The organism is Anaerotignum propionicum DSM 1682 (genome assembly GCF_001561955.1).
Taxonomy (GTDB): Bacteria; Bacillota; Clostridia; order Lachnospirales; family Anaerotignaceae; genus Chakrabartyella; species Chakrabartyella propionicum.
On sequence record NZ_CP014223.1, the window covers coordinates 240,660 to 256,027 of the forward strand.

Genomic DNA, 15,368 nt, shown 5'->3' on the forward strand with positions numbered 1-15,368 from the left:
CGATAAAAATCGGTTTTATCTATGTTCATTGGATTACAAAAAAGAAAGAACGAAAACCCCAGCATAAAAAAGCTAAAAAGCTAAATCTCAATTAGGAGTCATTCGGTCGAACTATTGTAAAACAAATACAAAGACCAAAAGTACAAGGTTTATTATAGCTAAATTTGCGCAAACTGTCAATTGTAAGAAATGGGTATTGATAATTTCCGACGAATCCCTGTATAATAGATGAAATAGTAAGGAAATAGGAGTTGATAATGATGAGATATGAAGGAACAGTATACAGACCACCCAGTGAAGCAGGTAGCTTGATTATTCAGTTTACCATTGGATGTGCCAGAAATACTTGTACGTTTTGCAATATGTATAAAGATAAAAAATTTCGCATCCGCCCTTTAGAAGAGGTAGCCCAAGATTTGGAGATGGCAAGGAATTATTACAACAGGGTGAAGGTGCGCCGCATTTTCTTGGCTGATGGCGATGCACTGATTGTTAAGACGGATGACTTACTCTACATTATAGGAAAATGTCATGAATATTTTCCTGAGGTAGAGCGTATTTCCGTTTATGGTGCCCCTATGGATATTTTGAATAAAACGCCTGAGGATTTACGCCGTTTAAAGGATGCAGGCTTGGATATGGTTTACATGGGTCTGGAAAGCGGTGCCGATGAAGTTTTGAAAGATGTAAAAAAAGGTGTTACCGCTGCAGAAATGATTGAAGCAGGGAAAAAAGTCAAGGAAGCAGGCATAGTACTTTCTATGACTATCATTTCAGGCTTAGGTGGCAAGAAATATTGGAAAGAGCATGCTTTGGGCAGTGCAAGAGTAATTTCTGCAATCAAACCTGAGTTTGTTGGATTCTTGACATTAATGGTAGAGCCGGGGACAGAAATGTACGATCAGGTGGGTAGAGGAGAGATTGACCTTTTAAATCCCCAAGAGGTTTTGGATGAAACAGAGTTGTTTATTCGCAATGTAGATGCTGAGGGTACGGTTTTTCGCTCCAATCATGCCTCTAATTATACTGCATTGGCAGGCACGTTAAATGGTGACAAAGAAAAAATTTTGGCGCAGATTGAAACCAGTCGCCGTCGGAGCACATTCCGTCCCGACAGCTACAGAGGAATCTGAGCTTGCAGGTAAGGAGAAGGTAATATGGCGTGGCTGGGATTTGTCACCTTGATGACAATATATTGGTGTTTTTTTCTTTCCGTTGTTTCTGGTAGGTGGAGATGGCTTGTGATTTGCATTTGGCTGGTGCCCATTTTTGCAATGACCATTCATCATGATAACAGCGGTGCGGAAATTAATGGGCTGATGGTATTAATCTGTATTGTAATGTTCTTGTTCTGCAGGCATGGACTCCTGGATGTAAAACTATGGAATACAAGGGTTAGAAAGCGGCACAATATATCTTTTGGTTTGTTATATTGCATATTGTTTGCCATGTTTTTATACTCCTTTGCCCAGGCGCAGATTCACGGTTATATGCTGAATGTTCAAGGCTGGCAGAGTGACCATGGGAATGTTTGGACGATGCTGCTCACCATAGCCCCAATGCTTGCCATAAATTGGTTTTTTACCAGAATGGTGTTTACCACAATTGAAAGACTTTATTGCAAAAAGAAGGAATTGACACTCCTTTCCTGCCGATTTTATATTGCCAATGAAAGCGGCGTGGAAAAGGGGATTGGAAAGGGCTATTTTTTAGAAGGCATTCAAAATGGCGTAACCTATTATTTTAGAATGACACGCCGTACCTATTATATGCTGCAAAATGAGGCGGTGTTAAAGCTACAATTAAAGGTTGGACTCTTTGGTGGACATTATGTTACAACGTTGGATTCTGCCCGATATTTAAAGCAAATAGGGAAAATAGACCGACGAGATGCAAGACTTGGTATTTCCGGATGCATTCTCGTTGCTATATGTGGCATTTGGCTTTTTTGGCTTCGTATTTAACGAGGATTTGCTAGATTTTTGCCCAATGCCTTTGTATTTGGTTAATTAAAAAAGAAGATATAGAAAAGCCTGAATTGCATCGGTTGACAGGAGACTTGTTGCCGTGCATTCAGGCTTTTCTGTGCTTTCGTCAGATACCTATGGGAAGGGCTAAAAAAAGCTTTTTTTGCTTGTCGTTCTTTCTAAGGAAAAAGCATGGATTTTCTCTGTCTTTCATATGCTGAAAGGGGAGGAAGTGAGCGTATGGCAAAGAAGATTTTGGGAATCCTATTGGGATATATTATATTGGCAGTCATTCTTTTACCCTTGCTGATTACTTTACTTTGGGGAGGTTTCTCCAAAGAAGAGGTGAAAGAAGCAAAAAAATTGGTTCGCATTGAAGATGTATTTTCGCCAGAGCTTGAGGAATACATTGTAGGTGTTGTTTCTGCGGAAATGCCTGCATCCTTTCCTGAGGAGGCTTTAAAGGCTCAGGCTGTGGCCGCCCGTACATATCAAGTGCGCAAGATGCAGGAGGTTGGAACCGATCGTGTGATTTACGATGTAGGACAAGCTTATAATTCTGTTGCGGAACAAAAGAAAAAATGGGGTGAGAATTATATTGAAAATGCAAATAAAATCAGAACGGCGGTAAAGGAAACCCAAGGGGAAATCATGGTATACGGCGGAGAGCCGATTTTGGCTGTTTTCCATGCCCAGAGCGCGGGAAAAACGGAGGCTTCGGAAAATGTATGGACCAGTGCATTGCCCTATTTAAAAAGCGTGGATAGTGAAGAGGATAAAAAGGCACCGAATAATGAATACACCAGCAACATTTCAGCCAAAGACGTTTGGAAGAAATTGTCCACATTTGGAAAGCTTAGTCAAAGCGAGGCAGAACTTAGCTTTAGCAATATAGAAAGATCAGATGCAGGGTATATTCAAAATGTAAGAGTTGGGGGAATGAACTTAACGGGTTTGCAGGTTCGTCAAGCTTTGGGACTGCGCAGTGCCAATTTTCAGGTGGAGCGTAAGGGTGATAACTTTGTTTTTGTAACCCATGGCTACGGACACGGCGCTGGGATGAGCCAATATGGGGCATCTTTTTTAGCCCAGGAGGGTATGGATTATCGGGAAATATTATGTCATTATTATCAGGGCATTTCCTTTGAAAATATTGCATAAAAGCCAAAAAGGCTGGCAAGAATAGCCTTGGAGGTGCAATATTATGAAGAATAAGAATAAAAGAACAGCAATGTGGACCGCAACAATTTGTGGTTGCCTGTGCTTATTGGCGGTTGGTGCAGGTGTAGTTTGGCAAGCGATGGATTATAAAGAGGCGGTGCCGCCAACCTCACAATATCAGGCAAATGCAGGCCCGGAAGATGCATTACAGCCTGTTACTATGGCACAAACCCCTACGGTGCAGGAAACCAAGAATCAGAAAAAGGCCAGCGAGACACCGGCTGAGCAGCAGAAGCCGGCACCTAAGGCTTCATCACCTTCCGCACCTGTTTTTGGCTATCCTTTAAAAGGTGAAATTGTAATGCCATACAGTGTGGACTGTGCAATTTATGATCCTACGCTAAATCAGTATCATACAAATGCCAGTGTAAGCATTTCGGCAGCGGCAGGGGATCCTGTACAGGCGGCAGAAAAGGGAACAGTAAAAGAAATCACCAAGGATGAAGAAAAGGGCACAAGCTTAGTTATTGAGCATGAGAACGGGTGGCTGACTACATACAGTCAGCTGGCAGAGGATATTTCCGTTAAAGTCGGTGAAGCTGTAGATAAGGGACAAGCAATCGGTACAGTTGGCGAACCTACAAAATATACCATTGCTTTAGGCAGTCATGTTGAATTTGCAGTTGCTAAGGATGGGGAACCCGTTGACCCTGCAAAAGCTGTTCAAGACGAATGAAATTGGCATATTGGAAAGAAAATTATGTGAAAAAACATTTTTTTACAAAAATGCCTTTACGAATATTTAGAAAACAGCTACAATGAACGGAAGGAAGCTGTTTCCAAAGATAGGGGGGTATGGATATGCAACGTTTTTCTATCTTAAAAGGAGATATCGTAAAGGCAAAGACCGATGCGATTGTGAATGCGGCAAATACGTCCCTTTTGGGGGGCGGTGGTGTAGACGGCGCAATTCATCGAGCCGCCGGAGCAGAGCTTTTGGCTGAGTGTAAAAACCTAGGCGGATGCAAAACCGGTGAAGCGAAAATTACAAAAGGCTATAAACTCAAAGCGAAGTATGTGATTCATACGGCGGGGCCTATTTGGAGAGGTGGGAAATGGAACGAGGATCAGTTGCTGAAAAGCTGCTATGAAAACTCGTTGCTACTTGCCAAGGAGAATGGAGTGAGGACTATTGCGTTTCCATCCATCAGTACAGGGGTGTACTGTTTTCCTGCGGAGCGGGCGGCGAAAATTGCGGTAAAAACAATATGCGATTTTTTGAAGACCGACACTTTCTTTCAACAGGTGCTTATGGTTTGCTTTGATGAAGGTACCAAAGAGATATATTTAAATGCGCTAAAAGAGTACAGCGAAAAAAGCTGATATTTTCTTCGCAGCATATTTAAACTGGAATTTTTGGCGGACAGCGATAGAGCTGTCCGTTTTTTTAATACTGGGTTTGTTAATGAACACCATGAAGGGTTCAAATCATAGATCCATGAATCAATGATGAAGGAAGTTGTCATTTTTTGAAACACATGGGCTTTGAATTTGTTACCAAGAAAATGTATGTTCTTAGGAAGATTTAAAGACTTTATAAAGAAGAGCCCCTTGGAAGTTCCCTAGGTCACAAGGTAGAAAATGATACCCGAACAGAGGGAAAGGGAATTATGTAGAGTCAATGTTCAAACCGACAAACCTTGCATTTGTGAACAATGTGGAAATCTATATTGTTTTTTCCACAATAAAAACCCTTTAATTCTAAGTTATACACAAAGTTATACACATTATCCACAGGCAAAACCAGGTATAACCTGTAGAAAAATCCAACTTATGTCTGGTTTTGTCAAAACGAGAAAATATATATATTTTGACAATAAGTTGGAAAATTCGAAAGGATAACAGCATAAAAACATTTTTTTGTAAACCGAACGAGGAGATTGTGCACTATCTTTTATGAATTTAGGAAAATGGTTAAGAGAAAAGAATTTAAAAGTAACAAAAACATCATTAGATTTTGATATTTTAAAAATATTAGAACAAAATAAAAAAAATTAGAAAATTTTGTTTTTTTTAGTTTTATAAAAAGGACTTTTTCTTTTTAGGACGAATTATAATACATATAAAAGGGTAGCCTTTTATAAGCTCCTCTTTCAAAAGAGGAAAGAACCAAGATCCTATCTTTGGATCACGAAGGGAGTTGTTTTTTATGGTATATAACATCATCGGAAAAAACATTGACGTATGGGACAAGACAAAGGAATCAGTAGAGCGTAAGATGGATCGTATTGAAAAGCTGTTTCCCCAAGATGTAGCAGCTACGATTACCCTAAGTCTGGAGAAACTTGTTTCAACCGTAGAAGTGACGATTCCTATGAACAAAAGACTGATTCGTGCAGAGGTGAGTGATTCAGATATGTTGGCAGCAATGGATAAAGCTGTAGATATTCTGGAGTCACAAATTGTACGTTATAAAAAACGTATGCGCACAAGGGTACGTCAGAACGGTGAGAGCCAAATGGAGGAATATCGTGCAATTCTAGTTCCTGAGACCAGTTTGGACGAGGAACCATTGTTCAAAATTGAAAAAGTAAAGCATTTTGAAGTAAAACCCATGGATGCCGAGGAAGCAGTTATGGAAATGGAGTTGATTGGTCATAGCTTCTTTGTTTTCAGAAACGGAGAGACAGACGAGTTAAATGTTGTTTATAAAAGAAAAAATGGTTCTTATGGATTAATTGAACCGGAATTTTAATATGAAGTTAGGGTAATATTTCACCTATAGAGGGTGTCGACAACGTCGACACCCTCTCTCAGATTTATAGATGAAAACATAGAAAAGAATTTTTTTGTCTTATGTTGCTTTGTACGAGTCGAAAGGGATAATTATATCCCTATTTTTATGGGCTGTTTTGCTGCTGATTTTTGATGGCAGGCTAAGAAAAATCTCGAATTAATATATGGTTTATGTTATGATGAAGAACGTAAGAATGGGGAAACATAATGGAGGACAGATATGGCAAAATTATATTTTAAATATGGTGTGATGGGAAGTTCAAAATCCGCCCAGGCTTTAATTACGAAATTCAATTATGAAGAGCAAGGCATGCGGGTATGGCTGATTAAGCCTGCAAAAGATACAAGAGATGGACTGGAAATCGTTCGCAGCCGCATTGGTTTGGAGGAAAAAGGAGATGCTTTTGATCAGGAAGTTGATTTATTTGGCGTATTCCAAGAGCGAGAAAAGGAATTTTACGAGGTAATTATTGTCGATGAGGCCCAGTTTTTAGCCCCTAGTCAGGTTGAGCAGCTGCGTGACATTGTGGATATCTATAACGTTCCTGTTTTGTGCTTTGGGCTCAGGACGGATTTTCGTACAAAGCTTTTTCCTGGAAGCGCAAGATTGTTGGAGTTGGCGGATTCTATTTCAGAATTGAAAACAATTTGTGCCTGCGGGAAAAAGGCTACGGTAAATGCCAGATTAGACCAAGAGGGTCATGTGATTACCCAAGGTGAGCAGGTTTTTTTGGGTGGGAACGAAAGCTATCGCCCCATGTGTTATCGTTGTTGGAAAAAAGCAATTCATAAGGAGACTGAATAATGACAGAGCAGGAGTTTTTTAACTTTATTCATACGGCAGAAAATTTAAAAAATAATACCCGCCATTCCGTTACAAGCCAAGGCAGGCCAGAGAGCGTGGCAGAGCATAGCTGGCGTGTATCGCTGATGGCTCTTTTGCTGGAGGATGAGATTGCGGGAGCAGATTTTAATAAAATTATACGGATGTGTATACTCCATGATTTGGGAGAGGCAATTACAGGGGATATACCCTCATTTTTAAAAACCGAGGCAGATTCTGCCCATGAGGATCAGGTGGTTTTTCGGTTGATGGATACGCTACCACAGCCGCAACGGGATAAATGCAAGGTTTTATTTGAGGAAATGCTGGCTTTGGAAACAAAAGAGGCCAAAATTTATAAAGCGTTGGATAAGCTTGAGGCAGTCATTCAGCATAATGAGGCACCCCTTTCCAGTTGGCTGCCTTTGGAATACGAATTAAATCAGACCTACGGCAAAGAAGAGGCCGAAAGAGCGGATGAGGTTATATTACGTTTGCGTTTGGCAGAAATAGAACGCACAAAAAAGAAAATTGAGACAGAACATGCATAAGCCTATGAAAGGGGGAATGTATTTATGGGAAAAGAACAAAAAATACATTTGCGCCTCTCAAATCTGCAAATTGTTGCATTGGGGTATTTTATTGTGGCAGTTGTGGGAACGGTGCTGCTTTTGCTTCCCATTTCTTCTGCTGAGGGAAAAACCACTCTCCTAGAGGCTCTGTTTACGGCTGTTTCTGCATCCTGCGTAACAGGGCTTGTTTTGGTAGATACCAGCATACACTGGACGTTGTTCGGTCAGCTTGTTATTTTATTACTGATTCAGGTAGGCGGAATGGGGTTTATGACAATTGGCATACGGTTTTTGTTGTTGGTACGGCATAAAATTAGCTTGCGTGAGCGGGAGGTAATGGTAGAAAGCATCAATGCCTCTCAATTGGGTGGCATAGTAAATTTGACAAGTAAAATATTTAAGTGGACACTTTTGTTTGAAGGGATAGGTGCAGTATTATTGGCAATCCGCTTTATTCCTGAGTTTGGACTGAAAAAGGGATTGTTTTACAGCATCTTTCATGCCGTGTCTGCTTTTTGTAACGCAGGGTTTGATTTGATGGGGATAAAGAAGCCCTTTGATTCCATGGTTTCCTATTCCAACGATGTATTGGTAAGTGGTACGTTGATGCTTTTAATTATCATTGGCGGAATTGGTTTTTTTGTCTGGGACGATATCAACACCCATGGTTTTCGTTGGAAACGGTATATGCTGCATACAAAAATTGTACTGACTTGCTCCGTTGTTTTGGTGATTGGCGGAGGCTTGCTATTTTTTCTTCTGGAAGGCAGAGCAACAGGGGTAGAAATGGGTGTAGGGGAACGGATTTTAACAGCGCTGTTTCAATCTGTTACCTGTCGAACAGCAGGGTATAATACCATTGACACAGGGGCTATGAGCCAAGGGAGCAAGGTGCTTTCTATGCTTTTGATGTTTATTGGGGGTAGCCCGGGATCAACGGCAGGTGGCATTAAAACAACGACTCTGTCAGTATTCATTCTGTATACGGTTTGCGGCATCAAAAGAGAAGGACGGGCAACTGCTTTTGGAAGAACCCTTCCTAGAGATTCTGTTGAAAAGGCGGTTTCTATTTTTACCATTAGCTTGGGACTGGCTTTAACGGCTACCTTGTTTATCTGTGCAATGCAGCCATTTGCTGGAGTTGATGTGCTGTTTGAGGTATTTTCGGCCCTGGGAACGGTGGGTTTAACCACAGGGATAACCCGAGAGTTGGCGCCTGCCAGTGCATACGTAATTACAATATTGATGTTTTTAGGGCGGGTGGGCAGTGTATCCTTAGCCACAGCATTGCTGGAAAAAAAGGCAAGGCCTCCCGTGACATCACCCGAAGAAAAAATAATGATTGGGTAAGGTGAGTTGGAATGAAATCATTTTTAATCATTGGCATGGGCTCTTTTGGGCATCACTTATGCCGAAGCTTGGAAAGGCAAAATTGCGAAATTATGATTGTTGACGAGAGGCAGGAGTATCTTGAAGATATGCTTCCTTATGTTACCAGTGCAAAAATTGGGGATTGCACCAACCCAGAGGTTTTGCGCAGTTTTGATATTACGTCCTTTGATGCCTGCTTTGTTAGTGTAGGTAGCAGTTTTCAAAATAGCTTGCAAATTACCAGTTTATTGAAGGAGCTGGGGGCGAAAAAAGTTTACAGCAAGGCTGATGAGGATATACAAGCAAAGTTTTTGCTGCGCAACGGCGCGGATGAGGTGATTTATCCCGAAAAAGACGGAGCGGAGCGAATTGCCATTCGTGTCAGCTCGGACAATATTTTTGATTCCATTGAAATTTCCGAGGGGTATTATATTATGGAGATCCAGCCTCGTCGGGAATGGTTTGGAAAAACTATTCAAGAATTGAATTTTCGCAAAAAGTATCGTTTGAATATTATGGCTGTAAAAAGAGATAAGGAACTTTTTCCCATGCCTGGTTTAAATTATGAATTTTCTGAAGGAGAGCACCTCATGGTTCTGGGTCATATTGATGATATCAGAAAGGTAACAAAATAGTTTTACAAAACTCCATTTTATTTTGTTCTGTAAGTATTTGAGGAGCAAGAAACGGGCAAAATGAGGACGGATAGACCGTTGTGAGCATTCATAAGGTTTTCAGCTTTTTTAAAGGATTTGGATTGGCTGGATACTTAATTTATTCTGTGTATGTCTTTCAGAAGAATGTGTCTACATAGGACAGGTTTCATTCTGATGCGCTGTTGATAGGGTGGTTGTTTTAACCAGAGGAACCATACTTTACTCCGATTAAGGAAAAATTAGTTAGAAAGCTTAAATCTTTGTTAAGAACCCCCCAAACAGGTAATTTATCCTTGCCTATGGGGGTATTCTGATGTTAAACTATAAAAATGTAATAGTCTGCCTGTTTGGGCAGAAAAAAAGAATGAGGTGGACCATAATGGGTTTTTTTGAAAAGATATTTGGCAATTACAGCGAAAAGGAAATAAAGCGGATTACGCCGATTGTTAAGAAGATTGAAGGCTTGGCGCCTCAATATGAAACCCTCACAGATGAGGAATTGAGATGCAAAACCCAAGAATTTAAGGACAGATTGGCAAAGGGCGAAACCTTGGACGATATATTGCCGGAAGCATATGCCGTTGTACGTGAGGCATCTTCTCGCCCTCATGTGTTGAATATGCGCCATTTCCCCGTGCAGCTGATGGGTGGTATTGTTATGCATCAGGGACGTATTGCCGAAATGAGAACCGGTGAAGGTAAAACATTGGTGGCAACCCTATCTGCATATTTGAATGCCTTAGAGGGCAAGGGCGTTCATGTTGTAACGGTCAATGATTATTTGGCACAGCGTGACTCTCAGTGGATGGGCGAGGTTTTTCGTTTCCTTGGCTTAACGGTAGGCTGTATTTTAAATAATATGGATAACGATGAAAGACGTGAGGCTTATGCCTGCGATATTACCTATGGAACCAATAACGAATTTGGTTTTGATTACCTGCGTGACAACATGGTGGTAAAAAAAGAGAGCATGGTGCAAAGAGAGCTGCATTTTGCAATCATCGACGAAGTTGACTCCGTTTTGATTGATGAGGCGAGAACGCCTTTGATTATTTCCGGCAGTGGCTCAAAATCTACGGATTTATATCGCGTTGCAGATTTGTTTGTGAAACAGTTGAAAAAAGGCCGTATTATAAACGAAGATGAAGCAATGAACCCCCTGCTTAGAGAAGAGCTTCAGGAAGAAGGGGATTTTGTTTTGGATGAAAAAGCAAAATCCGTTGTATTGACCCAAGAAGGTGTTGAAAAAGCAGAAAAATTCTTTTCTGTGGATAACCTTTCTGACCCTGAAAATATGGAATTGCAGCATCACATTAACAACGCACTGAAAGCTAATTACAATATGCATCTGGATAAGGACTATGTTATTGCCGAAGGTGAAATTGTTATTGTAGATGAATTTACAGGGCGTATGATGCCCGGCAGACGCTATTCTGACGGTTTGCATCAGGCCATTGAGGCAAAAGAAAACGTACAGGTTAGAAGGGAAAGCAAAACCCTTGCTACCATTACCTTCCAGAACTACTTCAATAAATATAAGAAAAAAGCGGGCATGACTGGTACTGCCAAAACAGAGGAAGATGAATTCCGTAATATTTATGGCATGGACGTTGTGGAAATTCCCACAAATAGACCTGTTCAAAGAAATGATTTGCAAGACGTTGTATATCGCACAGAGGCAGGAAAATTCCGCGCTGTAGTTAAGGATATCATGGAGGCAAATGCCAAGGGGCAGCCTGTTTTGGTAGGTACTATAACTATTGATAAGTCTGAAGAGTTGAGCAAATACTTGAAAAGAGAAGGCATAAAGCATCAGGTTTTGAATGCCAAATACCACGCCCAAGAGGCAGAAATTGTTTCCCTTGCAGGACAGATGGGCGCAGTAACCATTGCTACCAATATGGCAGGCCGTGGTACGGATATTAAGCTGGGTGATGGCGTTGCTGAAATTGGCGGTCTGAAAATCATTGGTACAGAAAGACATGAATCCAGACGTATTGATAATCAGCTGCGCGGTCGTTCCGGTCGTCAGGGTGACCCTGGTGAATCCCGTTTCTATATCTCCCTTGAAGATGAATTGATGCGCTTATTTGGCTCCGAAAAGACCATGAAGCTTGTGGATGCCATGGGCATGAGTGAGGATGACCCCATCGAAGCGGGTATGTTGACAAAGGCTATTGAAAATGCCCAGAAGAAGGTAGAGGGTAACAACTTTGCCATTCGTAAGCATTTGCTTGAGTATGATCAGGTTATGAATGAACAGCGTGAAATCATTTATGGTGAACGCCGCCGTGTATTATACGGCGAGGATTTGCGAGATAGCATCATGGCCATGATTCATCAGGTTGTTGCACGCAGCATAGACACCCATATGACTGATGAACAGCTTCCCGAAGAATGGGATATGGCAGCATTTAGCGAGCATTTTGCTTCAATCATTCCTGTGGGCAAGATAAATATAAAAGAAGATGCCTTGGCACAGATGAATAAAGATAAATTGAAGGAAAATTTGACAAAGCTTGGCGAGCAGTTATATGAAATGAAAGAGAAGGAAATCGGCGAAGCAGAACGTATGCGTGAGCTGGAGAGAGTCATCATGCTTCGTGTGATTGACCAAAAGTGGATGGATCATATTGATACCATGGACCATATGCGTCAGGGTATCGGTCTGCATGCCTATGCCCAGAGAGACCCTTTGATAGAGTATAAATTTGCTGCTTACGATATGTTTGAGGATTTAAGCAATAACATTCAGGAGGATACACTGAGAATTTTGTATCGTATTCGTATTCAGACAGAGGTGCAGCGTGAAGAAGTAGAACAGCCTATGTTCACAAACAAAGATGATTCCGCAGTAAAACAGCCTAAGAAGCGCAGTGACGAGAAGGTTGGTCGTAATGATTTATGCCCTTGCGGTAGTGGTAAGAAATATAAGCACTGCTGTGGTAGATAATGATTTGCAATTGGGGGGAGAGATATGAATAAAATCATAGAAATGCCCTTTTCCATACCCTTTTATACCCAGCGAGTGACTGAGGAGAGCTGGAAGGCCGATGGTTTTTTGGATTTTCAGGAAGGCTTAAGCTGGGAGATGAGAGGGTGTGGCATTGCATCCTTGCGTATGGTCATTGATGGGTTTTTACAGCAATCAGGTGGATTATACTGTGAAAAGCAAGGCACAATGATTCACAAGGGCCTGAAAAAAGAAGCCTATAAACAGGGTGTTGGTTGGATTCATCAGGGACTGGCAGAGATGGCAGGGGAATATGGACTTTTAGGCGTTGCCTATCGAGGAAAGAATGCCTTAGATGTTGCCGCAGAAATCCAACAAGGGAAGCCCTGCATCATTTCTGTCTCCCCCAGATTTGCAGGGGGTAAACCTGATGAAAACGGAAATCCCTATGGCAAAGGCGGCCATTTGGTAGTTGCCTATGGCTGTGAAATGGATGAAGAGAGCAAACCTGTGGCTTTTCTGATACATCATCCATCTTGCTTTCTGGAGTATAATTGGCCACGGCATTGGGTTTCTATAGAGGAATTCGACGCATCTTTTTCCGGAAATTATATTGCATTCCAAAAGAGCGAAAGCCAGATTTAGAAAACAGTTGTTTTATTTAGAAAAGAACCGGTTTCACCCACATACTTGCTTTTTGAAAAAAGCCCAAAATTTTTTATTGAACCCCATTAATATGAGGTTTAAAAGGCTAAAGGTTTAAGGTGACAAAGATACAAGGTGTGGTTATACGTTTGTTAATATTCATAGCAAAAATGCATTTTTGCATATAAAAGTTTCGCTCAAGCCTTTTAAAGGGCTAGCAGGGTCGGGACAGCGTCCTGAGAACTTGACCATGTATTGTATTTTGCACATGATTATATATTTCATTTTTAAAGGAGTTGATTTTTAAATGTTCGAGTTAGAACAGATCCGTCTGGGCCTTTCAGCTTATGACGAAAAATTAGAGGAAATGGGGGCTTCACTTTGACGTCGCTGGCGCAAAGGAGAAGATAACCGAATTAGAAGAACTTTCCGCAGACCCTGAATTTTGGGGGGATTTGGAGAAAAGTCAGAAAACATTGCAACAATTGAAGGCGCTGAAAAATAAGGTGGGTAAGTTTGAAACATTGGTTACCACCTATGAGGATATTCTCACTCTCATTGAAATGGGTATTGAGGAACAGGACGATAGCGTTTACGAAGAAGTAAAAGCAATGCGCAATACCTTTGAAACAGAATTTGAGGAATTGCATATCGCTACAATGCTGGATGGGGAATATGACCGTAACAATGCTATTGTTACCCTGCATGCAGGCACCGGTGGTACGGAAGCCTGCGATTGGACTAATATGCTGTTTCGTATGTATAGCAAATGGGCAGCGAAGGCTGGTTATGAAGTAGAAATTTTAGATATGTTAGATGGAGATGAGGCTGGCATAAAATCCGTTACCATTCAGGTAAATGGTGAAAATGCTTATGGCTATTTGAAGTCGGAAAAGGGCATTCACCGCCTAGTTCGTGTTTCCCCATTCGACAGCTCAGGAAGACGTCATACGTCGTTTGCATCCTGTGATGTTATGCCTGAAATCGAAAACGATAATGAAATTGAAGTAAAGCCCGATGACATCCGTATTGATACTTACCGTGCCAGCGGCGCAGGTGGTCAGCACGTTAATAAAACCTCCTCGGCAATCCGTATCACCCATTTCCCTACAGGAACTGTGGTGCAGTGTCAGGATGAAAGAAGTCAGTTCAGCAATAAGGATAGAGCCTTTAAAATGCTGAAAAGCAAGCTCCTTGCTTTGAAAATTGAGGAGCAGATGCAAAAGCTTGCCCAAATCAGAGGGGATGTCAAGGAAATTGGCTGGGGCAGTCAAATTCGCTCTTATGTATTCATGCCCTATACTATGGTAAAGGATCACCGTACAGGCGAGGAAACAGGCAACGTTGGCGCAGTCATGGATGGAGAAATTGATCCATTTATCAGCGCATATCTTGCTTGGATTCATAGCTAAAGGAGAACGTATTGAAAGAGATCAGAATTACCAAAAATGAAGAGAATCAAAGGCTGGATAAATTCCTGCTGAAATATATGAATAAGGCTTCCAAAGCCTTTATTTATAAGATGCTTAGAAAAAAACGCATCAAATATAATGGAAAAAAGGCGGAAGGCAGCGAGTTACTCCGAGCGGGTGACTCCCTTTCGCTGTATCTTTCCGAGGAAACCATGTGTTCTTTCATGGAGGAAAAGGCTGTTGCCCAAGCAAAGCGTCATTTTGCCATCGTTTTTGAGGATGATGATGTTCTTGCTGTGGCAAAGCCGGCAGGTCTTTTGACTCACCCGGAAAAGAGTGAGGATAAGGATACTTTAATCGATCAGGTTTTGTTTTACCTCTATGAAAAAGGGCAGTATGCACCTTCCATGGAAAGTACCTTTACCCCTGCTCTTTGCAACCGTTTGGATCGTAATACCAGCGGTATTGTGTTGGCAGGAAAAACCTTGAAAGGCGTGCAGAGTCTGAATGAGGCCATTCGTAACAAGCAGGTGGACAAGTACTACCTTACGTTGGTTCAGGGAGAGGTAAAGCAAGCCGGTGAAATTTCTGCTTTTCTTTCCAAGGAAGAGGGCAAAAACCAAGTGCGTATTTCAAAGGAAGCGGGCATTGATGGCAAAGAAAGCATTACCCGTTATCGCCCCTTAGCCTATCAAAATGGCTATACCCTTTTGGAGATTCACTTAATTACAGGAAAAACCCATCAGATCCGTGCCCATATGCAAGCCATGGGGCATCCGGTTGTGGGTGACCGAAAATATGGAGATACCGCGGTAAATCAAGAATTTAGACAGAACTTTGGTCTGTCAAACCAGTTTTTACATGGGGCAAGGCTTGTATTTTCCAACACGGACGGTTTTTTAAGCTATTTGAAGGGCAAAACCCTCATTGCACCGTTACCGAAGGTATTTCAGCAGATTGTAGAAGATATTTTTGGGGAAAGTGTGGCGTTGGAGTAACGAAGGAGGCGCAA

14 protein-coding genes are annotated in these 15,368 nt (G+C 41.5%); all 14 read left to right on the forward strand.

The window, feature by feature from the left end:
• The first annotated feature begins 257 nt into the window (after positions 1-257).
• The 14 genes from CPRO_RS01095 to CPRO_RS01160 all read left to right on the forward strand — a co-directional run bounded on the left by CPRO_RS01095 (position 258) and on the right by CPRO_RS01160 (position 15,354).
• The gene (locus tag CPRO_RS01095) at positions 258-1,133 is read left to right on the forward strand and encodes a radical SAM protein (protein ID WP_330383850.1); all 876 of its coding nucleotides are present in this window, start codon (positions 258-260) and stop codon (positions 1,131-1,133) included.
• Positions 1,134-1,157: 24 nt separating this feature from the next.
• Positions 1,158-1,964 carry a hypothetical protein gene (locus tag CPRO_RS01100; RefSeq protein WP_066046870.1) on the forward strand — a complete coding sequence of 269 codons (807 nt, stop codon included), beginning with the start codon at positions 1,158-1,160 and terminating at the stop codon, positions 1,962-1,964.
• A 243-nt stretch (positions 1,965-2,207) separates the two neighbouring features.
• Positions 2,208-3,128 carry a stage II sporulation protein D gene (gene spoIID / locus CPRO_RS01105; protein ID WP_066046873.1) on the forward strand — a complete coding sequence of 307 codons (921 nt, stop codon included), beginning with the start codon at positions 2,208-2,210 and terminating at the stop codon, positions 3,126-3,128.
• 43 nt (positions 3,129-3,171) lie between these two features.
• Entirely contained in the window at positions 3,172-3,864 is a 693-nt protein-coding gene (locus CPRO_RS01110; protein WP_066046875.1) for a M23 family metallopeptidase, read from the forward strand.
• Between the two features lie 125 nt (positions 3,865-3,989).
• On the forward strand, positions 3,990-4,511 hold the full coding sequence (locus tag CPRO_RS01115; protein WP_066046877.1) for an O-acetyl-ADP-ribose deacetylase: 522 nt from the start codon (positions 3,990-3,992) through the stop codon (positions 4,509-4,511).
• Between the two features lie 826 nt (positions 4,512-5,337).
• Positions 5,338-5,883 carry a ribosome hibernation-promoting factor, HPF/YfiA family gene (gene hpf, locus CPRO_RS01120; RefSeq protein WP_066046879.1) on the forward strand — a complete coding sequence of 182 codons (546 nt, stop codon included), beginning with the start codon at positions 5,338-5,340 and terminating at the stop codon, positions 5,881-5,883.
• A gap of 261 nt (positions 5,884-6,144) precedes the next feature.
• Positions 6,145-6,729: a thymidine kinase gene (locus CPRO_RS01125; protein ID WP_066046880.1), complete on the forward strand. Its 585-nt coding sequence runs from the start codon at positions 6,145-6,147 to the stop codon at positions 6,727-6,729.
• The gene (locus CPRO_RS01130; protein WP_066046882.1) at positions 6,729-7,298 is read left to right on the forward strand and encodes an HD domain-containing protein; all 570 of its coding nucleotides are present in this window, start codon (positions 6,729-6,731) and stop codon (positions 7,296-7,298) included. The genes CPRO_RS01125 and CPRO_RS01130 overlap by 1 nt, the downstream gene beginning before the upstream one ends.
• Before the next feature lie 24 nt (positions 7,299-7,322).
• On the forward strand, positions 7,323-8,669 hold the full coding sequence (locus tag CPRO_RS01135; RefSeq protein WP_066046884.1) for a TrkH family potassium uptake protein: 1,347 nt from the start codon (positions 7,323-7,325) through the stop codon (positions 8,667-8,669).
• Positions 8,670-8,680: 11 nt separating this feature from the next.
• On the forward strand, positions 8,681-9,325 hold the full coding sequence (locus tag CPRO_RS01140; RefSeq protein WP_066046886.1) for a potassium channel family protein: 645 nt from the start codon (positions 8,681-8,683) through the stop codon (positions 9,323-9,325).
• Positions 9,326-9,725: 400 nt separating this feature from the next.
• Entirely contained in the window at positions 9,726-12,299 is a 2,574-nt protein-coding gene (gene secA, locus CPRO_RS01145) for a preprotein translocase subunit SecA (protein ID WP_066046888.1), read from the forward strand.
• Between the two features lie 24 nt (positions 12,300-12,323).
• Positions 12,324-12,944 carry a C39 family peptidase gene (locus CPRO_RS01150; RefSeq protein ID WP_066046890.1) on the forward strand — a complete coding sequence of 207 codons (621 nt, stop codon included), beginning with the start codon at positions 12,324-12,326 and terminating at the stop codon, positions 12,942-12,944.
• 307 nt (positions 12,945-13,251) lie between these two features.
• Positions 13,252-14,356, forward strand: a protein-coding gene (gene prfB, locus CPRO_RS01155) for a peptide chain release factor 2 (protein ID WP_096348645.1) whose coding sequence is annotated in 2 segments (ribosomal slippage) — positions 13,252-13,326 and positions 13,328-14,356 — 1,104 coding nt in all. Because the reading frame shifts where the segments join, the coding sequence is not laid out codon by codon here.
• Between the two features lie 11 nt (positions 14,357-14,367).
• Positions 14,368-15,354, forward strand: a complete 987-nt coding sequence (locus CPRO_RS01160) for an RluA family pseudouridine synthase (protein WP_066046893.1) — start codon at positions 14,368-14,370, stop codon at positions 15,352-15,354.
• Positions 15,355-15,368: the final 14 nt, after the last annotated feature.